Annotated in this window: 25 protein-coding genes; 21 read left to right on the forward strand and 4 right to left on the reverse strand. The window is 66.6% G+C overall.

Going from position 1 to position 26,178, the window contains the following annotated elements; translation table 11 throughout:
* The first annotated feature begins 444 nt into the window (after window positions 1–444).
* A complete protein-coding gene (locus ASD28_RS09665; RefSeq protein WP_056126734.1) occupies window positions 445–1,218 on the forward strand; it encodes a DUF4142 domain-containing protein in 774 nt (257 codons plus the stop codon).
* Between the two features lie 24 nt (window positions 1,219–1,242).
* On the opposite strand, the gene ASD28_RS09670 is transcribed toward ASD28_RS09665, so the two are convergent.
* Both ASD28_RS09670 and ASD28_RS09675 read right to left on the reverse strand, forming a co-directional pair.
* Entirely contained in the window at window positions 1,243–1,818 is a 576-nt protein-coding gene (locus ASD28_RS09670; protein WP_056126735.1) for an FMN-binding negative transcriptional regulator, read from the reverse strand.
* Entirely contained in the window at window positions 1,818–2,282 is a 465-nt protein-coding gene (locus ASD28_RS09675; protein WP_056126736.1) for an OsmC family protein, read from the reverse strand. The genes ASD28_RS09670 and ASD28_RS09675 overlap by 1 nt, the downstream gene beginning before the upstream one ends.
* A gap of 102 nt (window positions 2,283–2,384) precedes the next feature.
* Here ASD28_RS09675 and ASD28_RS09680 point away from each other — a divergent pair, with 102 nt between their 5' ends.
* Complete coding sequence (locus ASD28_RS09680) at window positions 2,385–3,866, forward strand: PLP-dependent aminotransferase family protein (protein ID WP_056126737.1); 1,482 nt, start codon at window positions 2,385–2,387, stop codon at window positions 3,864–3,866.
* Here ASD28_RS09680 and ASD28_RS31745 read toward each other — a convergent pair.
* Complete coding sequence (locus tag ASD28_RS31745) at window positions 3,858–4,226, reverse strand: cytochrome c family protein (RefSeq protein ID WP_056126738.1); 369 nt, start codon at window positions 4,224–4,226, stop codon at window positions 3,858–3,860. The two genes, ASD28_RS09680 and ASD28_RS31745, sit on opposite strands and share 9 nt — an antisense overlap.
* Complete coding sequence (locus tag ASD28_RS31750; RefSeq protein WP_056126739.1) at window positions 4,223–4,762, reverse strand: cytochrome c; 540 nt, start codon at window positions 4,760–4,762, stop codon at window positions 4,223–4,225. The genes ASD28_RS31745 and ASD28_RS31750 overlap by 4 nt, the downstream gene beginning before the upstream one ends.
* A gap of 83 nt (window positions 4,763–4,845) precedes the next feature.
* Between ASD28_RS31750 and ASD28_RS09695 the strand changes: the two genes are divergently transcribed.
* The 19 genes from ASD28_RS09695 (at window position 4,846) to ASD28_RS09785 (ending at window position 26,167) form a co-directional block, all read left to right on the forward strand.
* Window positions 4,846–5,235, forward strand: coding sequence for a c-type cytochrome (locus tag ASD28_RS09695; RefSeq protein WP_229412266.1), 390 nt, complete (start codon window positions 4,846–4,848; stop codon window positions 5,233–5,235).
* Entirely contained in the window at window positions 5,232–6,161 is a 930-nt protein-coding gene (locus ASD28_RS09700; protein WP_056126741.1) for a c-type cytochrome, read from the forward strand. Before ASD28_RS09695 ends, ASD28_RS09700 begins: the two co-directional genes overlap by 4 nt.
* A complete protein-coding gene (gene ctaD / locus ASD28_RS09705) occupies window positions 6,158–8,635 on the forward strand; it encodes a cytochrome c oxidase subunit I (protein WP_056126742.1) in 2,478 nt (825 codons plus the stop codon). Before ASD28_RS09700 ends, ctaD begins: the two co-directional genes overlap by 4 nt.
* 5 nt (window positions 8,636–8,640) lie before the next feature.
* The gene (locus tag ASD28_RS09710; protein ID WP_229412267.1) at window positions 8,641–8,979 is read left to right on the forward strand and encodes a hypothetical protein; all 339 of its coding nucleotides are present in this window, start codon (window positions 8,641–8,643) and stop codon (window positions 8,977–8,979) included.
* Window positions 8,980–9,289: 310 nt separating this feature from the next.
* Window positions 9,290–10,351, forward strand: a complete 1,062-nt coding sequence (gene tssA / locus ASD28_RS09715) for a type VI secretion system protein TssA (protein ID WP_056126743.1) — start codon at window positions 9,290–9,292, stop codon at window positions 10,349–10,351.
* A gap of 37 nt (window positions 10,352–10,388) precedes the next feature.
* A complete protein-coding gene (tssB, locus tag ASD28_RS09720; protein WP_056126744.1) occupies window positions 10,389–10,889 on the forward strand; it encodes a type VI secretion system contractile sheath small subunit in 501 nt (166 codons plus the stop codon).
* Between the two features lie 19 nt (window positions 10,890–10,908).
* Window positions 10,909–12,396 carry a type VI secretion system contractile sheath large subunit gene (tssC, locus tag ASD28_RS09725; protein ID WP_056126745.1) on the forward strand — a complete coding sequence of 496 codons (1,488 nt, stop codon included), beginning with the start codon at window positions 10,909–10,911 and terminating at the stop codon, window positions 12,394–12,396.
* Between the two features lie 74 nt (window positions 12,397–12,470).
* Window positions 12,471–12,962: a type VI secretion system tube protein Hcp gene (locus ASD28_RS09730; protein ID WP_056126746.1), complete on the forward strand. Its 492-nt coding sequence runs from the start codon at window positions 12,471–12,473 to the stop codon at window positions 12,960–12,962.
* A gap of 77 nt (window positions 12,963–13,039) precedes the next feature.
* Window positions 13,040–13,834, forward strand: a complete 795-nt coding sequence (locus ASD28_RS09735) for a type VI secretion system accessory protein TagJ (RefSeq protein ID WP_056126747.1) — start codon at window positions 13,040–13,042, stop codon at window positions 13,832–13,834.
* The gene (tssE, locus tag ASD28_RS09740; protein WP_056126748.1) at window positions 13,827–14,333 is read left to right on the forward strand and encodes a type VI secretion system baseplate subunit TssE; all 507 of its coding nucleotides are present in this window, start codon (window positions 13,827–13,829) and stop codon (window positions 14,331–14,333) included. The genes ASD28_RS09735 and tssE overlap by 8 nt, the downstream gene beginning before the upstream one ends.
* A complete protein-coding gene (gene tssF, locus ASD28_RS09745) occupies window positions 14,330–16,213 on the forward strand; it encodes a type VI secretion system baseplate subunit TssF (protein ID WP_056126749.1) in 1,884 nt (627 codons plus the stop codon). Before tssE ends, tssF begins: the two co-directional genes overlap by 4 nt.
* On the forward strand, window positions 16,198–17,205 hold the full coding sequence (gene tssG, locus ASD28_RS09750; RefSeq protein WP_056126750.1) for a type VI secretion system baseplate subunit TssG: 1,008 nt from the start codon (window positions 16,198–16,200) through the stop codon (window positions 17,203–17,205). Before tssF ends, tssG begins: the two co-directional genes overlap by 16 nt.
* Before the next feature lie 21 nt (window positions 17,206–17,226).
* Window positions 17,227–19,929 carry a type VI secretion system ATPase TssH gene (tssH, locus tag ASD28_RS09755; RefSeq protein ID WP_056126751.1) on the forward strand — a complete coding sequence of 901 codons (2,703 nt, stop codon included), beginning with the start codon at window positions 17,227–17,229 and terminating at the stop codon, window positions 19,927–19,929.
* Between the two features lie 47 nt (window positions 19,930–19,976).
* Window positions 19,977–20,987, forward strand: a complete 1,011-nt coding sequence (locus ASD28_RS09760) for a hypothetical protein (RefSeq protein WP_056126752.1) — start codon at window positions 19,977–19,979, stop codon at window positions 20,985–20,987.
* Between the two features lie 34 nt (window positions 20,988–21,021).
* On the forward strand, window positions 21,022–22,023 hold the full coding sequence (locus tag ASD28_RS09765; RefSeq protein ID WP_056126753.1) for a hypothetical protein: 1,002 nt from the start codon (window positions 21,022–21,024) through the stop codon (window positions 22,021–22,023).
* A gap of 10 nt (window positions 22,024–22,033) precedes the next feature.
* Entirely contained in the window at window positions 22,034–22,423 is a 390-nt protein-coding gene (locus ASD28_RS09770; protein WP_056126754.1) for a DUF4280 domain-containing protein, read from the forward strand.
* Between the two features lie 16 nt (window positions 22,424–22,439).
* The gene (locus ASD28_RS09775; protein ID WP_056126755.1) at window positions 22,440–24,413 is read left to right on the forward strand and encodes a type VI secretion system Vgr family protein; all 1,974 of its coding nucleotides are present in this window, start codon (window positions 22,440–22,442) and stop codon (window positions 24,411–24,413) included.
* A 7-nt stretch (window positions 24,414–24,420) separates the two neighbouring features.
* Window positions 24,421–25,251: a hypothetical protein gene (locus ASD28_RS09780; RefSeq protein WP_056126756.1), complete on the forward strand. Its 831-nt coding sequence runs from the start codon at window positions 24,421–24,423 to the stop codon at window positions 25,249–25,251.
* Window positions 25,252–25,288: 37 nt separating this feature from the next.
* Window positions 25,289–26,167 carry a DUF3365 domain-containing protein gene (locus ASD28_RS09785; RefSeq protein WP_056126757.1) on the forward strand — a complete coding sequence of 293 codons (879 nt, stop codon included), beginning with the start codon at window positions 25,289–25,291 and terminating at the stop codon, window positions 26,165–26,167.
* Window positions 26,168–26,178 lie beyond the last annotated feature (11 nt).

Raw genomic sequence — 26,178 nt, forward strand, 5'->3', positions numbered from 1 at the left:
CCCTGGCACGTCATTATTTGACCGATTGCGTACGACCTCAGTTGGATCACCACGCCTTCCAGCTCGCCCTACTTACACTGATCAATTTGGTGCAGGTTGTGAAAATTTGAGGGGAAGGGTCAGGGTCAGAGCCCATTTTTTGGCACGATCTCGGCAGCAACTTGTTGAGGGTGACGGTGCCGGCCTGCCCGTCCAGATGGGCAGGCCGGCACCTGCATTCGGCGACTCGTGCACATCAGGACATTGATCTGAAATGTGCTCTGACCCCGAATTTGAGGCCGTTCATTCTTCGCATATCGATAAAACTTTCCTGCTGGCTAACGCGCGCTGTTCAAGAAAACGCGGCGATACACTTTGCCACGGCCGTTGTCATTCAAACACGAGCTTGCGCACTGCGGCCCCCGCCAGGCGCCAACTTCATAACAGAGTTCAGGAGAGCGAAACATGCAGAACAAGAACACCTTGAAAGGGCTGCTGGCCGTTTCGGCAGTGGCAGCGATGTTCGCCACCGTCGGCGTACACGCCCAGACGGCGGCGGTCAGCCAGACCCCGAGCCAGACCGGCACCAGCAGCACGCCCGGCAAACAGAACACGTCCGGTAAAACCACCCGCGAAGGCACCATCGACAACACCAACAGCACCGGCATGGAAAACCGCAGCAAGCAGGCGGGTGCGGCCGGCATGACCAATAAGAACGCCACCTCGAGCATGGGCGCCAGCGGCGCCGGCCAGTCGGCGGCAGGTACGGCCACCGGCGCGAAGCTGAGCACTGGCGACGCGAAGATTCTCAAAGATATGGCAATGGCCAATATGGCCGAAGTCGAGGGTGGCAAGCTCGCCCAGAGCAAGAGCCAGAGCAGCGAGGTGAAAGCGTTCGCCCAGCAGATGATCGACGACCACACCGCCAACCTGAACGAGGTCAAGGCGCTGGCCCAGGCGCGCGGCGTGACCCTGCCGACCGAGCCGGACGCCAAGCACAAGGCCATGGCCGCCAAGCTGGAACAGATGAGCGGCGACGCCTTCGACAAGGCCTACATGAAGCAGGCCGGCGTCCAGGATCACAAGGCTGTCCACGCCAAGCTGATGGCCGCGTCGAAGAAGGCCAAGGATCCGGAAGTGAAGGCCCTCGTCGACAAGACCGAGCCGGTCGTCGCGCAACACCTCAAATCGGCCGAGCAGATGCCGATGGCCAAGACGGGTACGACGTCGGGCAAATAAGCCGGCAAATAAGCACTGCCAGCGTTATCCCATCGCAGCCAGCACGCGCGCCCGGTCCTCGGACGTGCGGTTCTGGCTCATCTTGAATTTTGCTTCGAGGCGTTCGATGACGATCTCGATGCCGACGGTCGTCCGCACGACCTTGTCGATGAATTCGCGCGGCGCATCCTCGACCTTCCATCCGGCGCGTGCATTTTCATGACGCCTCGTCAGCCGCGTCATCTGGCCGAGGATCCACGCCGGATCGTCGATCGCACGCAGCCGCCCGTGCGCGTGCACGGCCTGATAATTCCACGTCGGCACCACGCGTCCCCCGGCCGCCTCGACGTCGTACAGCAGCGGCGACACATAGCTGGACGCGCCCTGGAACAGCGCGAGCACGGACGCATCGTCCGCCTGCCAGATCGGATTCGCGCGTGCCACGTGGGCACGCAGCAGGCCGTGCGGCGCGGCTTCCGTGGGCGCCACCAGCTCGAACGGGATGTGATCTGCTTCCAGCCCGCCGGTGCCGAGGCGCACGAGCGCGCCCAGCGGATTGGCGGCGATCAGGTCCAGCATGTCGGCCTCGTCGGCCACGGCAAATTGTCTCGGCACATACATTATTCGAATCCCTCCACGACGACGTCTCCCTTCAGCGAATTGGCGATGTAGCAGCGGGCATGCGCTTCATGATGCAGCTCGGCCAGCGCCGCGCGATCCGGCTGCCGTTCGCCGCCGAACGCGATGACGGGATCGAGCACGACGCGGGTGATGGCCGCGCGGCCGTCCGGACCGGTGTCGAGCAGGCCGACGGCGCGGTCCTCGTAGCGGTCGACGACGTAGCCGCGCGTGGCCGCGAGCGACAGGAAGAACAGCATGTGGCAGCTGGCGGCGGCCGCGACGAGGGCTTCTTCCGGATCGACGGCTGCCGGGTCCGACAATGGCACGGGCACGGACAAGGGCGACGAGGAGGCCGGCACGTCCAGGCCGCCGTCGAAGCGCCAGCGGTGCGCGCGGCTGTAGCGCAGGTCGGTGAAGGCCTGGTCGCCGCGCTGCCAGGCCAGGGTGGCTTCGAATCGTTTCATCATCTCTCCGTGTGCGAACGAGCTGTCATCTTAAGTTCAAGGATGGCTTGCTCAAATGACCAATTATCTGGAAGATGGGCGTACCAATCCTGACCATGTCCCATGCACGTCCACGACATCCTCGCCGCCGCCACGCTCGAGCGCGATTCCCCGACACCGCTGTTCCGCCAGCTGTACGTCCACCTGAAGGACGCGATCCTCGACGGCCGCATCGCCGCCGGCGTGCGCCTGCCCGCCACGCGCACCCTGTGCGGCCTGTTGAACGTGTCGCGCCAGACCGTGCTCGCCGCGTACGAGCAGTTGATGGCCGAGGGTTATCTGCAGGGCACGGTGGGGAAGGGCACGTTCGTCAGCGCGTCGCTGCCGGCCGGTGCGCGTGCGGGCGATGCCGCCACGGCGCCGATGGTGCGGCCGCTGTCGGCGCGCGGAGAACTCATCGCGGGCGGCATGGCGCGCGTGCTGCACCACGCGGGGCCGCTGCGCGCCTTCCGCGCCAGCATGCCGGGCCTGGACCTGTTCCCGTTCGACGTCTGGCGCCGGCTGGAGGCGCGCCACTGGCGCCATTCGACCGGGGCGCTCGGCTACGGTCCCGGCGCCGGATACGAGCCCCTGCGGGAGCTGCTGTGCGCTTACCTGAAAGCGTCGCGCGGGGTGCAGTGCACGCCGGACCAGGTCGTGATCACGTCCGGCTCGCAGCAGGCGTTGTACCTGCTGGCCCAGCTGCTGCTCGCGCCGGGCGAAGCGATGTGGATCGAATCGCCCGGCTACCAGGGCGCGGTGGCGCCGTTCACGGTGGCCGGTGCGCGCGTGTGTCCGGTGCCGGTCGACGCCGAGGGCATGGACGTCGCGTACGCGGCAAGGCACTATCCCGATGCGCGCCTCGCGTTCGCGACGCCGTCGCACCAGCTGCCGCTGGGCGTGACCATGAGCCTGCGCCGCCGTCTCGAACTGCTGCGCTGGGCCGAGGCGAACCGCGCGTGGATCGTCGAGGACGACTACGACAGCGAATACCGCCACACCGGCCCGCCGCTCGCGTCGCTGCAAAGCATGGATCGCGCGAGCTGCGTGATCTACGTGGGCACGTTGTCGAAGGTGCTGTTCCCCGCGCTGCGGCTGGGCTATGTCGTGGCGCCGCCCGCGCTGGCCGCGGCGCTGGCGCGGGCGAAGGCCGTCGTCGACCGCCACAGCCCCATCGTGCCGCAGGCGACGCTCGCCGACTTCATCGCCGGCGGCCACTTCGCGCGCCACATCCGCCGCACGCGCGACGCATATGGCGAGCGCCGGCAAGCCCTCGTCGATGCGCTCGATGCACGCCTTGGCGGCCGGCTGCGCCAGGGGCCGTCGGACGCGGGTCTCGACCTGTGCGTGCATTTCACCGAGAGGCTGGACGAGGAAGCGGTCGCCCGGCACGCCCGCGATGTCGGCGTGGACGTGCGCACGCTGGGCTACTATACGAATCCGCAGGCGGGCGCCGCCTGCGCCATCGATCCCGGGCTGCTGCTCGGCTTTTCCGCGTTCACGCCGGACGTGATCCGCGCCGGCGTGGCCGACCTGGAACAGGCCATCCAGCGGGCATCAGTGTGACAGCAGCCAGGCGCTCATGTCGATCGCATCGCGTTCCGACACGCCCAGCACGGGCATCGCGGTGTGCGGGTCGATCGCCTGCGGATCGCGGATCCAGCGCACGAGGTTCGCCTGGTTGTTCGGCAGCGTGCCGGCGATGATGGGACGCTTGGCCATGTCTTCGAGCGGCCGCCCCACATAGACCTTCGATCCGGTCACGCCCGGGATCATGTGGCATGCGCGGCAGCCGTACTGGGCGAGGGCGATCCGGCCGCGCGCGGCGTCGCCCTGCAGGCCGGCGGGGGCGCGGTTCGCTTCGCCGCAGCCGGCTTGCAGGAGCGCCGCGAGTACGAGGACAAGGACGAGCGCGAGCCGGTTCATTTCTTCGCCTCCGCCGTCATTGCCCGGTAATCGTCCGCGCTCTGCGTGGGCAGCTGCATGATGAACGCCACCGTGGACCACAGCTCGTCCTCGCTCAGGTGGTATTCCCAGCCCGGCATGCCGCTCATCTTGATGCCGTGCCGCGTGATCCAGTACAGCTCGCGCGGCTTCCAGTGGCGCGTGGCGTCCACCAGCGGACCGGGCACGGGCTGCATGCTCAGGCCATGCTTGCCGGGCGCCGTGCCGGGACCGCCGTGGCACTGGGCACAGTTGTCGCGGTAGACGGCCGCGCCGCGCAGCACCTGCTCGTGGTCGCCCAGTGCGGGTTCGGCCACGCTCTGCGCATGGCGCCGCACCGAGTAATGCATGGCTTGTTCGAGCGTGCTGTAGACGAACGGGAAGTGCTGCGTGGTGGCGCCGATGTCGTACCAGCCGGCGCGCAGCACGACGAAGCCGGCGAGCGCGGCGACGACCCCCGATCCCAGTAGGGTGGCGATGACGGTCATCATGACCAGGCGGGTGCGCGTGGCGGGCATGCGGGATTCCCAAACGAATCGTGTTAAAAAAAATGCATCGTCTCCGGTATTATAAAAGCCAACTCAACGTCGTGGATTCAACCGTGCCGACCTCGCTGTCACGCTCTTCCATCGCTGGTGCCGCGCTCGTATTGACGTGCGCGGGGCTGCTGTCCGGCTGCGGTGATGACGACTTGCGCAAGCCGTACATCGGCGGCGACGCGAAAGTCGGCAAGCAACTGGTCACGCAATACCAGTGCGGCGCGTGCCACAAGATCCCGGACGTCCCGGGCGCGGGCGGCGAGGCCGGTCCGGACCTGGAAAAGTTCGGGCGCTCGAGCTACATCGCCGGCGGCATTCCCAACGTGCCGCCGCGTCTCGTCGCGTGGCTGCTCGATCCGCCCGCCCTCAAGCCCGGCACGGTCATGCCGGCCATGGGCATGACGGAACAGGAGGCCAGGCACATGGCCGCCTACCTGTACACGCTGCGATGAATGGGACGCTGCAATCCGTCCTCCACCCGGCCGGCGCGGACGCCGCCGTCATCAGCCAGTTCGCGTGGATCCTGTTCGGGGCCGCCACCGTCATCTTCGTCGCCGTGATGGCGCTGATGGCGCTCAGCCTGCGCGACAACGCGCGGCCGCTGCGGCCCGGCCTGTGGATCGCGGGTGCGGGCGTCGCGTTTCCCGTGCTCGTGCTGTCGGCGCTGCTCACGTGGAGCACGTGGCGCAGCGCGCAACTGGTTCCGCAAGGCTCGCAGGCCGCGCTGTCGATCTCCGTCACGGCGCGCATGTGGTGGTGGGAAGTGCGCTACCGCGACCCGGCCGGCGGGCGCGAGATCGTCACCGCCAACGAGATCCACATCCCGGTCGGGCAGGCCGTGTACGTGGGCCTGAACGCGGCCGACGTGATCCACAGCCTGTGGGTGCCGTCGTTGTCCGGCAAGCGCGACATGATTCCCGGCCGCGTCACCGGCCTCACGTTGCGCGCCGACCGGCCCGGGGTCTACCGCGGCCAGTGCGCGGAATTCTGCGGCGCCCAGCATGCGAACATGGCCTTGCACGTGGTGGCGCTGGCGCCCGACGCGTTCCGCGACTGGCTGCGGCGCCAGGCATTACCGGCCCGCGCACCGCAGGGCGCGCTGCTGGAGCGGGGCCGCGCCGCCTTCCTCGAACAGCGCTGCCAGACGTGCCACACGATCCGCGGCGTGGCCGAGACGGCGCGCCTCGGTCCCGACCTGACGCACGTCGGCAGCCGCGCGCACATCGGCGCGGGCCTCTTGCAGACGCACCAGAACACGCTGGCCGGCTGGATCGCGGATCCGCAGGCCGTCAAGCCGGGCGTGTTCATGCCCGCCGCCGCCGGCACCGACGGCGACACGCTGGGCGCGCTGGCGGCCTATCTCGAGCACCTGCAATGACGGCCCGGGACGACGACCTCGCGCGGTTGGAAGACGTCTGGAGCACGCGGCGCGGCTGGCGCTTCTTATCGTCCGTGAACAACACGAACATCGGCCTGCTGTACATCGGCACGGCGCTGCTGTTCTTCATCCTCGCCGGCGTGCTGGGCCTCCTGATGCGCGTGCAGCTGGCCGTGCCGGACAACGGCTTCCTCGGCGCCGAGACGTACAACCAGGTGTTCACGATGCACGGCTCGGTGATGATGTTCCTGTTCGCGATCCCGATCGTGGAAGCCATCGCCGTGTACCTGCTGCCGAACATGCTGGGCGCGCGCGACCTGCCGTTCCCGCGCCTGTCCGCGTACGCGTTCTGGGCCTACGCCATCGGCGGCCTCGCATTCTTCTGCACGCTGTTCGCCGGCCTCGCACCGGACGGCGGGTGGTTCATGTATCCGCCGCTCACGGGTCTGAAATATTCGCCGGGCCTCAACGCCGACTTCTGGCTGCTGGGCATCGGCTTCATCGAGATCTCCGCCATCGCCGGCGCCATCGAACTGATCGTCGGCATCCTGTTTACGCGCGCACCGGGCATGACGTTGGGACGCATGCCCGTGTATGCGTGGGCCATGCTGGTCGTGGGCGTGATGATCGTGTTCGCGTTCCCCGCCGTGATCGCGGGCACGGCGCTGCTGGAACTGGAGCGCGCGTTCGACTGGCCGTTCTTCATCGCCGACCGCGGCGGCGATCCGCTGTTGTGGCAGCACCTGTTCTGGTTCTTCGGCCACCCCGAGGTCTACATCATCTTTCTGCCGGCCGCCGGCATGGTGTCGACGATCGTGCCGACCCTTGCCGGCACGCCGCTCGTCGCGCGCCGCGCCATCATCGCGGCCCTCGTCGGCGTGGGCGTGTTCAGCTTCGGCCTGTGGGCGCACCACATGTTCACCGCGGGCCTCGGCACGCTGGAAATGGGCTTTGTTTCCGCGGCCAGCATGGCGGTGGCGGTGCCCACCGCGATCCAGGTGTTCGCGTGGATCGCCACGCTGTGGAAAGGGAAAGTCGAAGCGAACGCGCCCACGCTGTTCCTGCTCGGCTTCATGGCCATCTTCGTCCTGGGCGGCCTGACCGGCGTGATGGTCGCCGTGATCCCGTTCGACTGGCAGGTGCACGACACGTATTTCGTCGTCGCGCACTTTCACTACGTGCTGATCGGCGGGATGGTGTTCCCCGTGTTCGCCGCGCTGTACTACTGGCTGCCGCTCGTGAACGGCAACCGGTTGTCGGAAGGGCTCGCGCGCTGGGTGTTCGGCCTGATGTTCGTCGGCTTCAACGTCGCGTTCTTCCCGATGCACGTGACGGGATTGCTCGGCATGCCGCGCCGCGTCTACACGTATGCGGCGGACCTCGGGTGGAATGGCCTGAACATGCTGTCGACCGTGGGCGCGTTCACGTTCGCGCTCGGCGTGGCGCTGTTCGCGTGGGATGCGTGGCGGTCGCTGCGCAGGCCGGAACGCCCCGTCGGCAACCCATGGAACGCACCCACGCTCGAATGGCTGCCGTCCGGGGACTACGGCAACCGCAGCATCCCGCGCATCGATTCGATCGACCCGCTGTGGGACCGTCCGGAACTGGTGCGCGAGGTGGAGGAGGGCGGCCATTACCTGCCGCGCACGGCGACGGGCGCGCGCGAGACCATCGCCACGAGCCCCGTCGCGGCGGCCCCGCGCTATGTGCTGATCCTGCCCGGCGACAGCTGGCTGCCCCTGATCGCCGCCGCCGGCACGGCCGCCTTCTTCCTGCTGCTGACCGTGAAGCTGCACGTGCTCGCATGGATCTGCGGCGTGGCGGCCATCGCGGCGGTGCTCGGGTGGATGTGGCAGGCGGATCGCGCGAGCACCGTCGCCGACGTGGACATCGGCCACGGCGAGTCGATACCGGTCGGCGCCACCGGCACGGCATCGCACGCGTGGTGGGCCGCCATCGTGATGCTCGTCGTCGACCTCAGCATCTTCGCGTGCTTCGCGTTCGCCTACGTGCACGTGACGATGCGCCTGACGGTGTGCCCGCCGCCCGGCGCCACGCTGCCGTCGCAGGACCTCGCGCTCACATCCGCCGGCCTGCTGGTGCTGGGCTCATTGCTCGTGTGGTTCGCGACGCTCGCCGTCGGCACGCGGCGCCTGCCGTGGCTCGTGCTGGCGGCGCTGGGCTGCGTGCTCGCGTCATGTGCGGTCGACGTGGGCGGCCTGCTCGATGCCGGGCTGGACCCGACCGCCACCGCATGGGGCGCGGGCGTCGCGGCATTGGCCTCCTACCAGGGCCTGCACGTCGTGACGCTCGCCGTGCTGGCGCCGTATCTCGCCGCGCGCGCATGGTGCGGCCTGCTGGGTGAGCGCAGCCGCGCAGCGCTCGACACCATCGCGCTCGTGTGGCACATGACCACGTTGCAGGGCATCGCCGGGATGCTCGTCGTGCGGCTCGTGCCGCTGCTGATGGCGTGATGGCCATGATGCCGCGCACCCGCGAACCGTTCTGGCGCCGCCTGCTGGCGGGGACGCTGCCGCTGCTCGTGTGGAGCCTGCACTTCGCCTTCGCCTATGGCCTCGCGGCGGCCCAGTGCACGCCGGCCGGCATGCGTCCCGGCGGGCCGGACCGCGCGCTGCTGGGCGCTGTCACCCTGGCCGCCATCGGCGCGTGCGCATGGCTCGCGTGGCGCGCGCGCGAGGTGCCCCGGCGCGAGGATGCCGGCCTGCTCGATTGGGCCCGCCTGGTGCTGGCCGTGCTGGCCCTCGTGGCGGTGGCGTGGACGGGCGTGCCGCTACTCCTGGTCACCGGTTGCGCCTGAACGCCGTATTGACATCTCTTGTAAAGAAATTACAACCATCGTTCCATGAAAGGCAACCAATGCCTTTCACTTGGCTCATCTGTACCGAAAATGAACGTGTGCTGAAACTGCTGTCAACCGTTTTGGGCAACGTTTAATGCAAAAAAATTTACGTTTCTTATTAACGGCGAGCACAGCAAATGGCGTATAGTGCCCGATTCGTAGAGGAAAAATCCTCACGAAACACACTAAATAAGAACCGCGCGTGGCCTCCGTTGCCGTGACGACGAGTTCGAACACACGTCTAAAACTAGTTAGAACGCGCACAATCATGAGTATTGTCGACGTCGATGTCCTGCTCGAGGATTTGGAGGAGACCGCCCCTTGCGGACCGAATCTCGAGTATGACCCCGCCTTCCTGGAGCTCGAGCAGAGTGTGCTCGGCAAGCCAGAAGTCCAGTACGGGGACACGATCGTCCCCGCCGTCCCCCCTGAATGGAAGCAAGTCAAGAAGCAGGCCCTCGAGCTGCTCGGCCGCACGCGCGACCTGCGCGTGGCGATGCCGCTCGTGCGCGCGCTGCTGGCGCTGCATGCGCTGCCCGGCTTCGCCGACGGCACGCGCCTGCTCGAACGCCTCGTGACCGAGCGCTGGGACCGCGTCCATCCCGAACTCGATCCGGACGACGACGACGACCCCACGCTGCGCCTCAACTGCCTGGCCCAGTTGACCGACCCGGCGACGACCCTGCGCGAGCTGCGCGAGACGGCCTTCGTCATGCTGCCCGGCCTCGGCGCCCTGACCCTGCGCGTGCTGGAGCAGGCGCACGGCGAGGCCCCCGTCCCGGACGGACAGACCGCGCTGTCGCCCGAATCGATCGACGCGGCGCTGGCCGACGTGTCCGACGACGCGATGCAGGCCGCCACCGGCGCCGTCAACGGTGCGCTGGACAGCATCGTCAGCCTGGAGGCCGCGCTCGCGCACCACGTGGGCAGCACCCAGTCGCTGAACCTCACCCCGCTCACGCGCCAGCTGCGCCGCATGGCCGACCTGCTGGCCAGCCGTGCGCAAGCCGCGCCCGAGGCGCCGGCCGCTGCGCCCGATGGCGACGAGGCCGCGGCGCCGGGCGGCGGCACGGCCGCACCGCGCGCCGCCGGCATCACGGGCGACGTGACCAGCCGCGCCGACGTGGTCCGCATGATCGACAAGATTCTCGCCTACTACCAGCGCTACGAGCCGTCGAGCCCCGTGCCGATGCTGCTGGAGCGGGCCAAGCGCCTGGCGCCGATGAGCTTCATGGAAGTCATGGAGAACCTCGCGCCCGACAGCATGCAGCAGTTGTATGTGATCCGTGGACCCCAGCCGGGCGAGTCCAACGGGTCGGACGATTATTGAATCAGCAGGCCGGTAGTTCATTCAAGGAGGAGTAAACGTGGGCAAAGAAAGTAGCCAGAAGTTCATCGCACGCAATCGCGCACCGCGCGTGCAGATCGAGTACGACGTCGAAGTGTACGGCGCCGAGAAGAAGGTGCAGCTGCCGTTCGTGATGGGCGTCCTGGCCGACTTGTCGGGCCAGTCCGCCGAGCCGCTGGCACCGGTCGCGGAGCGCAAGTTCCTCGAGATCGACGTCGACAACTTCGACGAGCGCCTGAAGGCCATGAAGCCGCGCGTCGCGGTGCAGGTGCCGAACACGCTGACGGGCGAGGGCAACCTGGCCGTCGACATGACCTTCGAAAGCATGGACGACTTCACCCCGGCCGCCGTCGCGCGCAAGGTGGATTCGCTGAACAAGCTGCTCGAGGCACGCGGCCAGCTGGCCAACCTGATGACCTACATGGACGGCAAGACCGGCGCGGAAGAGCTGATCTCCAAGCTGCTCGCCGAACCCGCGCTGATGCAGGCGCTGACGTCCGCACCGAAGCCCACCGAATAAAGAAAGACGGGAGAACAGAATGTCCGAAGCGTTAGCACAAAGCCAGCAGGAGTCCGGTACGCTCGAGATGAGCGACTTCGGCGCGCTGCTGCAAAAGGAATTCAAGCCGCAATCCGACAAGGCCAAGGAATCGGTCGAAGTCGCGGTGCGCACGCTGGCCGAGCAGGCGCTCGCCGGCACCAACCTGATCACCAGCGACGTGCTGGGCACGATCCAGAGCCTGATCGCGGCGCTCGACAAAAAGCTCACCGAGCAGGTCAACCTGATCATGCACACGGAGGAGTTCCAGAAGGTCGAAAGCGCCTGGCGCGGCCTGCACTACCTGGTGAACAACACCGAAACCGACGAGATGCTCAAGATCCGCGTGATGAACATCTCGAAGAACGACCTGGGCAAGACGCTCAAGAAGTTCAAGGGCACGGCCTGGGACCAGAGCCCGATCTTCAAGAAGATGTACGAGGAAGAATTCGGCCAGTTCGGCGGCGAACCGTTCGGTTCCATCGTGGCCGACTACTACTTCGACAACAGCGCGCCGGACGTCGAGCTGCTGTCGTCGATGGCCAAGGTGGCTGCCGCCGCGCACGCGCCGTTCATCGCGGCCGCCGCGCCGTCCGTCATGCTGATGGAGTCGTGGAACGAGCTGGCCAACCCGCGCGACCTGACGAAGATCTTCCAGACCCCGGAACACGCCGCATGGCGCTCGTTCCGCGAGTCCGAGGATTCGCGCTACGTCGGCCTGACCATGCCGCGCTTCCTGGCGCGCCAGCCGTACGGCGCCAAGAGCAACCCGGTCGAGGAATTCGACTTCGAGGAAGACACCAGCGCGGAAGGCAGCAAGAACTACACGTGGGCCAACTCGTCCTACGCGATGGCCGTCAACATCAACCGTTCGTTCAAGGAATACGGCTGGTGCTCGCGCATCCGCGGCATCGAGTCCGGCGGCGCGGTCGAAGGCCTGCCGGTGCATGCCTTCCCGACCGATGACGGCGGTGTCGACATGCAGTGCCCGACCGAGATCGCGATCTCGGACCGCCGCGAGGCGGAACTGGCCGCCAACGGCTTCATGCCGCTGGTGCACAAGAAAAACACGGATTTCGCCGCCTTCATCGGCGCGCAGTCGCTGCACAAGCCGGCCGAGTACGACGACCCGGACGCCAGCGCCAACGCCGCCCTGGCCGCGCGCCTGCCGTACCTGTTCGCGACCTGCCGCTTCGCCCACTACCTGAAGTGCATCGTGCGCGACAAGCTCGGCTCGTTCAAGGAACGCGACGAGATGGAGCGCTGGCTGACCAAGTGGATCATGCAGTACGTGGACGGCGATCCGGGCAGCTCCAGCGAAGCGACGAAGGCCCAGAAACCGCTGGCCGCGGCCGAAGTGGTGCTGGAAGAAGTCGAAGGCAACCCGGGCTACTACACGTCCAAGTTCTTCCTGCGTCCGCACTACCAGCTGGAAGGCCTGACCGTGTCGCTGCGCCTCGTGTCGAAGCTGCCGTCGGCGAAAGCCTGACCGTTTTTTGAAGTCCCGCGCGGAACAAACCGTCCGCGCGTATTCGGAAGTACAACCAACAAGGAGAAGAAGACATGGCATTGGATATGTTCATCAACATGGGCGACAAGATCAAGGGCGAGTCGCGCGACAAGGTCCAGGGTCCGAAGGGCGACATCGACATCCTGGCCTGGAGCTGGGGCATGAGCCAGTCGGGCACCACCCACATGGGCGGTGGCGGCGGCGCCGGCAAGGCCAACTTCCAGGACATCTCGTTCACCAAGTACGTCGACAGCTCGTCCAACGCGCTGATGACCGCCCTGGCCAAGGGTTCGCACCTCGACAAGGCCGTGCTGATGGTGCGTAAAGCCGGCGAAGGCCAGCAGAAGTACATCCTGATCACCATGGAAGAAGTCCTGGTGACCTCGATCTCGACCGGCGGCAGCGGCGGCGAAGACCGCCTGACCGAGAACGTCACGCTGAACTTCGGCAAGGTGACCTTCGCGTACACCCCGCAGGACAGCAAGGGCACCGTGGCAGGCGACAAGACCTTCGCCTGGAACATCGCCGAGAACGCGGCCGTTTAATCGGACAGCCGCGCATGGCTTGCCGCCGCCCTCGCGCGGCCGGCAAGCCGGTTACAGAATTATCAAGGGGACGTGCGATGCTCGCGCAACAGCTGATTCGTGATGGAGACCTGGCCGGCGCCCTCGCCGCGCTGCAGGATGCGGTGCGCAAGAACAGTGGCGACGCGAAGCTGCGCGTGTTCCTGTTCCAGCTGTTGTCCGTGCTGGGCCAGTGGAACCGCGCCCTGACGCAGCTGAACGTCGCGGGCGAAATGGATGCCGGCGCGCTGCCGATGGTGCAGACCTATCGCGAGGCGATCCAGTGCGAAGCCCTGCGTGCCGAAATCTTTGCCGGCCGCCGCGCCCCCGTGATCTTCGGCGAGCCGCAGCCCTGGATGGCCCAGCTGGCCGAAGCCCTCAAGCTGGATGCCACCGATCCGGATGCCGCCGCCGGCCTGCGCGCCGCCGCGTTCGACGCCGCGCCCGCGTCGCCCGGCACCATCGACGGCACGCGCTTCGACTGGCTGGCCGATGCCGACGGCCGCCTGGGCCCCGTGCTGGAAGTGATCGTCAACGGCCGCTACGTATGGGTGCCGTTCATGCGCATCGCGCGCATCGAGATCGACCCGCCGGCCGACCTGCGCGACGCCGTCTGGACGGCCGCTACCTTCACCTGGACCAACGGCGCCCAGGCCGTCGGGCTGATCCCGACCCGTTACCCGGGGAGCGTCGACGCGTCCGACGACGCGCTGAAGCTGGCCCGCAAGACCGAGTGGACCGGCGAGTTTCCGCTCGGCCAGCGCATGTTGACGGACGGCGGAAACGACTTTCCGCTGATGGACGCGCGCCTGATCGAATTCGACCCGAACGACAATACCGGCGACCATGGCTGAACTGGCACCGCGCGAGCGCCTGCAACCTTCGCTGCTCGACCGCCTCACCGACGATGAACCCGACCAGGCGGTCGAGTCGCGCGAACGGCGCGTGTTGTCGGTGCGCAGCCTGCGCGAAGGCGTGCTGCGCGACCTCGCGTGGCTGCTGAACACGACCAACCTGCTGTCCGTTTCCGACGTGCCGCGCCTGCCGCACCTGGCGAGCTCCGTCCTCAATTACGGCATGCCCGACATGTCCGGCGCGTCGCTGGCGAACATGAGCGCGGCCGACCTGGAACGTGCGATCCGCCAGGCCATCTGGGATTTCGAACCGCGCCTGATCCGCTCGTCCGTGACCGTCAAGGTCGTGCCGCAGCAGGAATCGATCAGCAAGATCATGTTCGAGATCCAGGCCGACATGTGGGCCCAACCGTATCCCGAGCGCCTGTTCCTCAAGACCGAACTCGATCTCGATCTTGCGCAGATCAGCCTCACCGAATTTTCCGGCGCACGGACATGACCAACCCACGCCTGCTTCGCTACTACAGCCAGGAGCTGCAGCACCTGCGCGAGATGGGCGGCGAGTTCGCGGTCCAGTACCCGAAGATCGCCGGCCGCCTCGGCCTGGAAGGCTTCGAGTGCGCCGACCCGTACGTCGAGCGCCTGCTGGAGGGCTTCGCCTTCATGGCGGCGCGCGTGCAGATGAAGATCGACGCCGAGTTCCCGCGCTTCACCCAGCACCTGTCGGAACTCGTCTACCCGCATTTCCTCGCACCGACGCCGTCGATGGCGATCGTGCAACTGCAGCCCGATCTCGCGAACCCGGCGCTGAACGCGGGCTACCGCATTCCGCGCGGCGCAGCGATGCGCAGCGTCCTCGGCAAGGACGACGCCACCGCCTGCGAATACCGCACGGCGCACGAGGTCACCCTGTGGCCGATCGAACTCGTCGAAGCGAAATTCTTCACGAACGGCGGCCGCATCGAAGGCGTCGACGCGCGCCTGCCCGCGAACGTGAAGGCGGGGCTGCGCCTGCGCTTGCGTACCACCAACGGCATGCCGTTCGCCAAACTGGGACTGGACCGCCTCGCGCTGCACCTGCGCGGCAGCGACGAGATGCCGGGCCAGATCTACGAAAAGCTGCTGGGCGCCGTCGAAGGCGTCCTCGTGATGCCGGGCAGCCGTCCGGCCGGGCGCCACGCGCTGTTGCCGAAGACGGCCCTGCGCCCGCGCGGCTTCGTGGAGGACGACGCGCTGCTGCCCAGCGGCCAGCGCAGCTTCCAGGGCTACCGCCTGCTGCAGGAATACTTCGCATTCGCGCAGCGCTTCCTGTTCGTCGAGCTGGCGGGCTTGCAATCCGCGGTGGCCGCCTGCGCGGAGCAGGAGCTCGAGATCATCGTACTCCTGTCGCGCGGCGATGCCCGCCTGGAGCAAGCGCTCGACCACAGCAATTTTGCGCTGAACTGCACGCCTGTCGTGAACCTGTTCCAGCGCCGCGCCGACCGCATCAACCTGACCGGCGACCAGTTCGAATACCACGTGCTGCCCGACCGCACGCGGCCGATGGACTTCGAGGTGCACCAGGTCGAGAGCGTGACGGGCTACGGTACCGGCACCGACGCCGAACAGGAATTCCATCCGCTGTACAGCGCGCGCGACCTGGGCGCCGCGACCGTGGCGGGCCAGGCCTATTACCAGATCCGGCGCGAGCCGCGCCTGCTGTCGCAACGCCAGCGCCAGCGCGGTCCGCGCTCGTCGTACATCGGTTCCGAGACGTTCATCACGCTCGTCGATGCCAGGGAAGCGCCATACCACCATAACCTGCGCCAGCTGGGGCTTGTCGTATGGTGCACGAACCGCGACCTGCCGCTGTCGATGTCGCTCGGCGTCGGCAAGACGGATTTCATCCTGGAGCAGGGCGGGCCGGTGCAGTCGGTGCGCGTGCTGGGCGGCCCGAGCCAGCCGTTCCCGTCGTTCGCCGAGGGCGGCGTGGCATGGCGCCTCATCAACCAGCTGTCGCTGAATTACCTGTCGCTGGCGGACACCGACCCGGACCAGGGCGCGCGCGCCCTGCGCGAACTGCTCGCGCTGTACTGCCATCCGCTCGACCTGACGAGCCAGCGCCAGGTGGAGGGCGTGCGCTCGGTCTCGTCGAAAACCGTCACGCGGCGCATGCCGGCACCGGGACCGATCACGTTCGGACGCGGCCTGGAGATCACGGTGACGATGGACGACGGCGCGTTCGAAGGCGCCGGCGCGTTCGTGCTGGGCGGGGTGCTCAGCCACTTCTTCACGCAATACGTGTCGATCAATTCGTTCGCCGAGACCGTCGTGCGCACCGTCGGCCGCGGCGAGATCATGCGCTGGAAGGCGGCGGAGGGCGCATGCGCGATCCTGTAGACGTCGAACGCCAGCTCGAGGACGCGGGCGCCGCGCTGGACTTCTTCCAGGCCCTGCGCCTGCTCGAGAACGCGCATCCGGACAAGCCGCGCATCGGCGCGTCGCTGCGCCCGCGCGACGACGCCGTGCGCTTCGGGCGCGATCCGTCGCTGAATTTCGAGCCCGGCGCCGTGGCCGGATTCACGCCCGCCACGGGCGACGCGCGCGCGCGCCTGGCCGTCAACTTCTTCGGCCTGTTCGGCGCCAACGGTCCGCTGCCGCTGCACCTGACGGAGTACGCGCGCGACCGCGCCCGCAACCACAACGACCACACACTGGTGGCGTTCATGGACGTGTTCCACCACCGGATGGTGTCGCTGTTCTACCGCGCCCGCGCCTCGGCCGACCCGGCCGTCAGCCTGGACCGCCCGGCCAGCGACCGCTTCGCCGATTACGTGGGCAGCCTGTTCGGCATCGGTGCGCCGGCCCTGCGCGGGCGCGACGAGATCGGCGACTTCGCCAAGCTGCACTTCGCGGGCCTGATGGCCAACCAGCGCCGCCCGGCGGCAGGCCTCGTGACCATCCTGCGCGCGTACTTCAAGCTGCCCGTCGAACTCGAACAGTTCGTCGGCCACTGGATGAAGATCCCGCTGGACGGCCAGACCCGCATCGGCATGGAAGACCGCGGCAACCGCCTCGGCACGTCCGCCGTGCTGGGGACGAAGGTCTGGGATTGCCAGCACAAGTTCCGGCTCGTGATCGGCCCCCTCGACTACGACGACTACGAGCGCATGCTGCCCGGCGGCGCCAGCATGACGCGCGTCGTCGACTGGGTGAAGAGCTATGCCGGCACGGTGCTCGACTGGGACGTGCGCCTCGTGCTCAAGCGCCCCGAAGTTCCTCCGCTCACGCTGGGCGCGCGCCGCCTCGGCTGGACCACTTATCTCGCGAGCGGCCCGGCCGTGCGCGATGCCCGTCAACTCTTGATCAACCCGACTGCCCGCCAGGGCTGACCCCACGCGAAAGAACCGATCATGGCCGAAATCTCCCGTGTCGCACTGTTTGGAAAACTCAACGCGCTGTGCTACCGCGCGATCGAAAGCAGCACGGTGTTCTGCAAGCTGCGCGGCAATCCGTATGTGGAGATGGTCCACTGGATGCACCAGATCCTGCAGCTGCAGGACTCGGATCTGCACCGCATCGTCCGCCACTACGAACTGGATGCCGCCGTGCTCGCGCGTGACGTGACGGCCGCGCTGGACCGCCTGCCGCGCGGCGCCACGTCGGTGACGGACCTGTCGTCGCAGCTGGAAGAGACGGTGGAACGCGCATGGGTGTTCGGCACGCTGATGTTCGGCGAATCGTCGGTGCGCAGCGGCCACCTCGTGTTCGGCATGCTCAAGACGTCCAACCTGCGCAACGCGCTGTACGCGATCAGCCGCCAGTTCGAGCGGATCAAGGCCGATGACCTGTCCGACCGCTTCGGCACCTTGCTGAAGGATTCGCCGGAAGCGAAGATGGCGGCCAGCGATGGCTTCCAGGCCGCCGCACCCGGCGAGGCATCCGGCGCGATCGCCCCGGCGCAGATGGGCAAGCAGGAAGCGCTGAAGAAATTCACGGTCGACCTGACGGAACAGGCCCGCAGCGGCAAGATGGACCCGATCGTGGGCCGCGACGACGAGATCCGGCAGATGGTCGACATCCTCATGCGCCGCCGCCAGAACAACCCGATCATGATCGGCGAGGCCGGCGTCGGCAAGACGGCCGTCGTGGAAGGTTTTGCCCAGCGCATCGCGCGCGGCGACGTGCCGCCGTCGCTGAAAGAGGTGCAGCTGCTGGCGCTGGACGTGGGCCTGCTGCAGGCCGGCGCCAGCATGAAGGGCGAGTTCGAACAGCGCCTGCGTTCCGTCATCGACGAGGTGCAGGCCAGTGAGAAGCCGATCATCCTGTTCATCGACGAGACCCATACGCTGGTCGGCGCCGGCGGCGCGGCCGGTACGGGCGATGCGGCCAACCTGCTCAAGCCGGCCCTCGCGCGCGGCACGCTCCGCACGATCGGCGCGACCACGTTCGCCGAGTACAAGAAGCACATCGAGAAGGACCCGGCGCTGACCCGCCGCTTCCAGAGCATCCAGGTCGACGAGCCGAGCGAGGAGCGCGCGATCCGCATGATGCGCGGCGTGGCGTCGACGATGGAAAAGCACCACCAGGTACAGATCCTCGACGAGGCGCTGGAAGCGGCCGTGCGCCTGTCGCACCGCTACATCCCCGCGCGCCAGCTGCCCGATAAATCCGTGAGCCTGATCGACACGGCATGCGCGCGCGTGGCCGTGAGCCTGCACGCGACGCCGGCCGAGGTGGACGACAGCCGCAAGCGCATCGACGCGCTGAACGTCGAGATGGACATCATCCGCCGCGAAGGCGCGATCGGCATCGAAGTGGGCGCGCGCGCGCACGAGACGGAGGTCGCGCTGGCGGCCGAGAAGGAACGCCTGGCGGGCCTGGAACAGCGCTGGAACGACGAGCGTGCGCTCGTCGACGAACTGCTGGCGCTGCGCGCGCAGCTGCGCGACGGCGCGCAGCCGGTCGAGGGCACGGGATCGAAGCTCGAAACGGCTGCCGCGGAACCGGCGCAGAACGAGGCTGAACGCGCCGCATTGAAGGAACAGCTGCAAGCCGTGCAGGAGAAGCTGACCGCGCTGCAGGGCGAGAACCCGCTGATCCTGCCGACCGTCGACTACCAGGCCGTGGCGGCCGTCGTCGGCGACTGGACCGGCATTCCCGTCGGCCGCATGGCGAAGAACGAGATGGAGACGATTCTCAACATCGCTTCCACGCTGAGCCAGCGCGTGATCGGCCAGGACCATGCGATGGAGATGATCGCCAAGCGCATCCAGACGTCGCGCGCGGGCCTGGACAACCCGAACAAGCCGATCGGCGTGTTCATGCTGGCCGGTACGTCCGGCGTCGGCAAGACGGAAACGGCGCTGGCGCTGGCGGAGGCCCTGTACGGCGGCGAGCAGAACCTCATCACCATCAACATGAGCGAGTACCAGGAAGCGCACACGGTGTCGACCTTGAAAGGTGCGCCCCCGGGCTACGTCGGTTATGGCGAAGGCGGCGTGCTGACGGAGGCCGTGCGCCGCCGGCCCTATTCCGTCGTGCTGCTCGACGAAGTGGAAAAGGCGCACCCGGACGTGCACGAGATGTTCTTCCAGGTGTTCGACAAGGGCTTCATGGAAGACGGCGAGGGCCGCTTCATCGACTTCAAGAATACCCTGATCATCCTGACGACGAACGCCGGCACGGACCTGATCGCGGGCCTGTGCAAGGACCCGGACCTGATGCCGGACCCGGACGGCATGGCCAGTGCGCTGCGCGCGCCGCTGCTGAAGGTATTCCCGCCGGCGCTGCTGGGCCGCATCGTGACGATCCCGTACTACCCGCTGTCGGACGACATGCTGGGCAAGATCGTCAAGCTGCAGCTCGACCGCATCAAGAAGCGCGTGGAGGCGCGCTACAAGATCCCGTTCGGGTACGGCGACGACGTGGTGAAGCTGGTCGTGTCGCGCTGCACCGAGAGCGAATCGGGCGGCCGCATGATCGACGCGATCCTCACCAACACGATGCTGCCGGCGATGTCGCGGGAATTCCTGACGCGCATGATGGAAGGCGCGAGCGTCGCCGGCGTCACCGTCGGCGTGGCGGATGGCGAGTTCTCCTATTCCTTCGCCTGACATGACCGGACCGGGTACGCGGATCTTTAATAACAAGGACAACACTCATGAATAAAAGCGCTGATGATCGACTGAAGGAAATCAAGGCCACCATCAAGAAGACGAGTTCGTCGTACAAGGGCGTCTTGCTGACACGCCTGGACACGGAGCTCGGCAAATTGTCGACGCAGGCCCGGACGGCGTTGAGCAACAGCCTGCATATGAAAAAGGAAGCGACGAAGGAGATCCGCGACCTGATCCGGGCCATCGGCCTGCTCGAAGCCTTGTTCATCCCGGCCGACAACCGTCGTTCGTTCACGCAGATCGTCAACGATTACAAAGGGGACCTGTCGTACCTGGTGCTGTCGAGCCTGAACAAGCTGATCAAGAGTCTCGATCCAGCCAATCCAAGCCCGCCGGACCTGGCCCGCCACCGTCCCCTGCTCATCGGCGTGAGCATCAGCGGCGGCAACCATCCTGGCCCCGGGAGCATCGCCTGTTTTGTGTTGTGTAACAAGACCGACCGGCCGATGATCCTCGGGAACGAGCACGTGATGCGCGCCGAATTCGGTTCCACCAACAAGGACAAGCCCATCATCCTGCAACCGTCGAAAGGGAATGGCGCCAGCGCTTCCGACAAGGTCGCGACCTATGACCGCGGCATCCTCGATCACCGCATCGATGCCGCCGTCGCTTATCTGGAGCCGGGGGTCCTCTTTGCGAACAGGACGCCCGAAGGCACGGCACTGCGCCTGAGCTCCAGCGTCGTGCGCGTCGGCGACGAGGTATGGAAACGCGGTACGGCGTCGCGCGTGACGACGGGGCGCATCGTCGACATCGCGGCGAACAAGACCGTGCCGCACGCGCGTTTTGGCGGCGACATCAACTTCGCGAGCCAGCTGGAAGTGAAGGTCACCGGGTTGCGCGAGGAATTCCAGATTCCGGGCGATTCCGGCTCGGCATTGTTCAACGCCGACAACGACATCATCGGCATCATGCACGGCGGCGGGAAGGATGGTGGCGGCATCGCGACGCCGATCGATGTCGTGTTTGACCTGCTCGACGTGCGTCTGCCCTGATTCATTCGTGCCCACCTGATCTGGAGACCTGGATATGAACCTGTTGACCGTGGTCGAGAAAGTCATCGACGACTGTGCCCAAGAGTGGGAATTTCACCAATTCGTCTCGGCAGTCCATGACGGGGAAGGCTGGGAGTGGATCTTTGCGCGGCGCGGCCTCAAAGGCGTCGTGACGCTCCCCGCCAACCCGTTGGAGGAGGTTCAATTGTCCGGCCCCGAGGCCGAGTGGCTCGTGCACAGGCTGGTCGTGACCAAGGGATGGAGCATGCGGGACTATGACTGCAATGGTCACGCCATTTCCACGTTTGGCAACATCAACACGGGCCGGTCCTATTTCGTCCGCCTGCTGGTCACGGCGCTGGGAAAAGGCATCGCGGCGGCGCGGTATGCCACGACCAATCCCATGCCCGGAAGATCGCTGGCTTCGCTGCATGAGACGGGCATCACCCTCACCAGCATCACGCACGGCGGCGGTTACCCGGCGTTCCGGCTGGCGGGGGACACGTCGAGAAACTGGAGCGGCCTGCAAACGGCAGAACAACGTTTCCTCGCCTACCTCGACGAGGAGAGCCATGTCCCGCCCAGCAAGCGGCTCTCGAAGCTGAATAAAATCCAGGCCGACCAGAAATTCTTTACCCTTGACGTCGACTCGGGCGGTTCGTGCCTGCTCGGGGCGATGGTGGCGGATATCGCCAACGCGTTCGGCCAGGTCCTGCGCGTGGTGAGCTTCACGGGCAACATGATGCGGCATAAACAGGTGTACTCGGCCCAGACGATGCGCAAGCAGGAAGGCGACCAGACCCACATGGAGATTTTCCAGTTCGAGCGGCTGGGCGTCCTACTGCGTCAGATCCTTGTGGCAGATACCGTCAGCTCGATCGACATCGCCATTCTCGGACTGAAAACGAACAAGGTGGTCTCGGAGAACGCGATGTGCGATGCATGCCAGGGTGCGCAGGTGACGAATCTCGACAACGTCCTGCAGGGCAGGACCGACAAGATCAAACTGGACGTCAGTTTCCTGTCCATCGCGTGAGAGAAAGCGTATGCCCAACCAGGTGTCCATGGGTGCGATGATGACCTGCACGTTCGGTGCCGCACCGTCGTCGCTCGTCGTCCTGCCCAAGAACAAGGTGCTCGCGGAGGGCCCGCCCGCCGCCAACATCATGGACCACATCCCGCTCGTGAACATCATGCCGTTCGGGGTGTGCAACTCGCCGGCCAATCCGACGGTGGCCGCGGCCACCGCCGCGGCGCTGGGCGTGCTCACGCCCATGCCGTGCGTGCCGGCGACGTCCGCGCCGTGGGTGCCCGGCGCGCCCACGGTCCTCATCGCCAACATGCCGGCGCTCGACAACGTCTCCAAGTGCATGTGCAACTGGGGCGGCGTGATCGGCTTCACGAATGCCGGCACCGTCAAGACCATGATTCCCTAACCCGTCCGTTTTTCGCATGCCCATCCTGCCCAACCAGACCCACCGCGAAGTCGCCGTCAAGACCGCCCTCGGCGCCGACGTCCTGCTGTTCAAGCGCATGCAATGCAGCGAGGCGCTGGGCCGTCTGTCGGAATTCCGCATCGAGCTCGCCTCCGAGCGGAGCGACATCAAGATCGCCGACATCCTGGGCAAGGGCATGACCGTGAGCCTCGACCTGCCGGAGGGCGGGCAGCGCCATTTCAACGGCATCGTGACGCGCTTTTCCTACCAGGGCTGGCGCGATGGCAAACCGTCCTATCTCGCGATCGTCCGCCCGACCCTGTGGCTGCTGACGCGTGCCACCAACTGCCGCATCTTCCAGCAAAAGGACGCGCTCGGCATCGTCAAGGCCGTGCTGGAGGCGTATGGCGTCGCGATCGAACTGGACCAGGGTATGCTGGCGTCTGCGCCGGCCGTGCGCGACTACTGCGTGCAGTACCGCGAGAGCGACTTCAATTTCGTCTGCCGCCTGCTGGAGGAAGAGGGTATCTACTTCTACTTCACGCACGCGGAAAGCAAGCACACGATGGTGCTGGCGGATGGCTACGGCGCCCACGCGGCCGTGAGCGGCTACGACACCATCCTGTTCCGCGACGAGGAAGAGGGACGCGCTCCGCTGGAAGAAGCGGTGACGCGCCTGGTCCCCGGTGGCGAGATCCAGCCCAGCGCGATGGTGCTGAACGACTTCGACTTCGAGAATGCGTCGTCCAGCGTCAACGGCGCCCTTCTGGTCAAGTCCCAGCTGGCGGCGCCGTTTTCGCAGGCGAGCTACGAACACTACGATTACCCCGGCCGCTACCAGGAGGCGGGTACCGGCAACGGCTTCGCCCGCGCACGCATGGAGACACTGCATGGCCAGGGTGAACGGATCGAAGCAGCCGGCAGCGCGCGCGGCCTGACGACAGGTGCGCTGTTCACGCTGTCCGAACATCCGCGCGCCGACGAGAACCGCGCCTTCCTGATCACGTCGGCCGAGACCGAGATCGCCGGTAACGAATACCGCTCGGATGGCGTACGGGAAGGCATCGATTTCCGCTGCCGGTTCGAGGCGATCGGCAAGGAGCACAGCTACCGCCCGCCGGCGACGGCGCGCAAGCCCATCGTGCAGGGACCTCAGACGGCGATGGTGGTCGGCAAGGCGGGCGAGGAGATCTGGACCGACAAGTACGGCCGCATCAAGGTGCAGTTCCACTGGGACCGCGACGGCAAGTCGGACGAGACCAGCTCGTGCTGGGTGCGCGTGCAGCAGGGCTGGGCCGGCAAGGGCTGGGGCATGATGTTCGTGCCGCGCATCGGCATGGAAGTCGTCGTCAGCTTCCTCGAGGGCGACCCGGACCGGCCGCTCGTGACGGGCTGCGTCTACAACGGCGACAGCATGCCGCCGTACACGCTGCCGGCCGACCAGACGAAATCGACCATCAAGTCGAACACGTCGAAAGGCGGCAACGGCTTCAACGAGATCCGCTTCGAGGACAAGAAGGACAGCGAGGAGATCTTCGTCCAGGCCGAGAAGGATTACAACCGCGTCGTGAAGAACAACGACACGCTGAAGGTCGGCTTCGAGAAGAAGGACAAGGGCGACCAGACGATCGGGATCGCCAACGACCAGAGCCTCGACGTGGGCAACGACCGCAAGGTACACGTCAAGAACGACCAGACCGTCGCGATCGACAACAACCTGTCCACGACGGTCAAGAACGACGAGACCCGCAAGGTCGACAACAACCAGAGCGTCAAGGTCGGCAACAAGATCGTCATCGAGGCGAATACGTCGATCGAGCTGAAGGTCGGCGGCAGCAGCATCAAGATCGAGCCCGCCAAGATCACCATCAAGTCGGTGGAAATCGCCGTGCAGTCGGATGCGAACATGGAGATCAAGGCCGGCGCGATGATGCAGGTGAAGTCGGGTGCCGTGATGACCATCGAAGGCGCGCTCGTGAAGATCAATTGAGGCTGCCATGCGTTACCGATTTTTTTTCATCTGCCTGCTGCTCGCCGCCGCCGCCCCACGGGCCGCGGAGCCCGCGCCGCGCACCGTGCTGACCCTGGCCGACCAGCCGCTGCGCCTGATCCGCGGCGCGGCCGTGTACAAGGCCGGCAGCGGGGTCGCCGTGCAGAAGGACGACATCCTCGAGACGGAGACCGCCGGCGCGCAGGTGGAGGCGGGCGCGGATGCGATCGTCGCGCTGGGCCCGCAGAGCCGCGTGCTCGTCGCGAACCTGGCGCCCGACGGCAAGTCGCCCGTCGAGCTGGAACTGCTGCAGGGCTGGGCCAAGGTGTATGCGAAAGGCCGCCGCGCCGTGGTCGTCACGCCCGCGCTGCAGGTGACCGTGCCGTCCGGATCGACCATCGTGCATGCGGGCGCAGGCCTGGATGCCGTGTTCGCGGAAGAGGGCGAGCAGCAGGTGGCCAGGGCCGGCACGGTACTGAAACTCGCCACCGAACAATACGCGGGCATCGACGCCGACAAGCAGCAACTGGTGACGAGCCGCCCGCCGCGCGCCTTCGTGAGCGCCATGCCGCCGGCCTTCCGCGACCACCTGGCGCGCGTGCCCAGCGTCAGGAATGCCGGCAAGGCGGCGCCCGTGAAGGAACGCGACGCCGCGTATGCCGATGTCGACGACTGGCTGGCGTCGACCTTGCCGGCGCGCCGGCGCTTCGTGGCGCGGTTCAAGCCGCGCCTGTCCGACCCGGATTTCCGCAGGCAGCTCGACCGCAAGCTCGGCCAGAGCCCCGACTGGAAGCCGGTGCTGTACCCGGCCCGTCGTCCGGACAATGGACTGTTCTGACGCCGCGCCACCAAGAATTCAATCAGGAGAACACAACATGAAACTTTCGATCGCCGCCAAATTCAACCTGGTGTTCGTGTCGATCTTCGCCGTCGGCTTCCTCGCCGCCGGCGTCGTCGCGGACCGCCTGCTCAAGGAGAGCGCGCGCGAGGAAACCCTGCAGAACGCACGCCTGCTGCTGGAAGCGGCCAAGAGCGTGCGCGGCTACACCGCGAGCCAGATCCAGCCGCTGCTGAAGAACCAGATGAAGTTCGAATTCCACCCGCAGTCGGTGCCGTCGTATTCGGCCGTCGAAAACCTCAACGTGATCTTGAAATCCTACCCGGACTTCTCGTACAAGGAAGCGACGCTGAACCCGACCAACCCGCGCGACAAGGCGTCGGACTGGGAAGTGGACGTGGTGCAGACGCTGCGCAACAAGCCGGACATGAAGGAATTCGTCGGCGAACGCGATACCGCGACGGGCCGCAGCCTGTACATCGCGCGCCCGCTGCAGATCAAGGACCCGGTCTGCCTGGGCTGCCACACGACGGCCGCCGACGCGCCGAAGACCATGGTCGACATCTACGGCCCGAACAACGGCTTCGGCTGGAAGCTGAACGAAGTGGTGGGCGCGCAGGTGATCTCGGTGCCGATGGCCGTGCCGCTGGCGCGCGCCGACTCGATTTTTAAAACGTTCATGGCGTCGCTGTTCGGCGTGTTCGTCGCCGTCTTCATCGCGCTCAACGTGATGGTGCATTTGTTCGTCACGCGCCGCATCAAGCGTCTGGCGACGGTCGCGGATGACGTCAGCATGGGCAAGTTCGAGGCGGACGAATTCGACGTCAAGGGCAACGACGAGATCAGCGGCCTGGGTCGCTCGTTCAACCGCATGCGTACGAGCCTCAATAGCGCGCTGAAGATGCTGGAAGAGTAAGCAGGACAAAG

Source organism: Massilia sp. Root133 (genome assembly GCF_001426525.1).
In the GTDB taxonomy this organism is placed as follows: Bacteria; Pseudomonadota; Gammaproteobacteria; order Burkholderiales; family Burkholderiaceae_D; genus Telluria; species Telluria orientalis.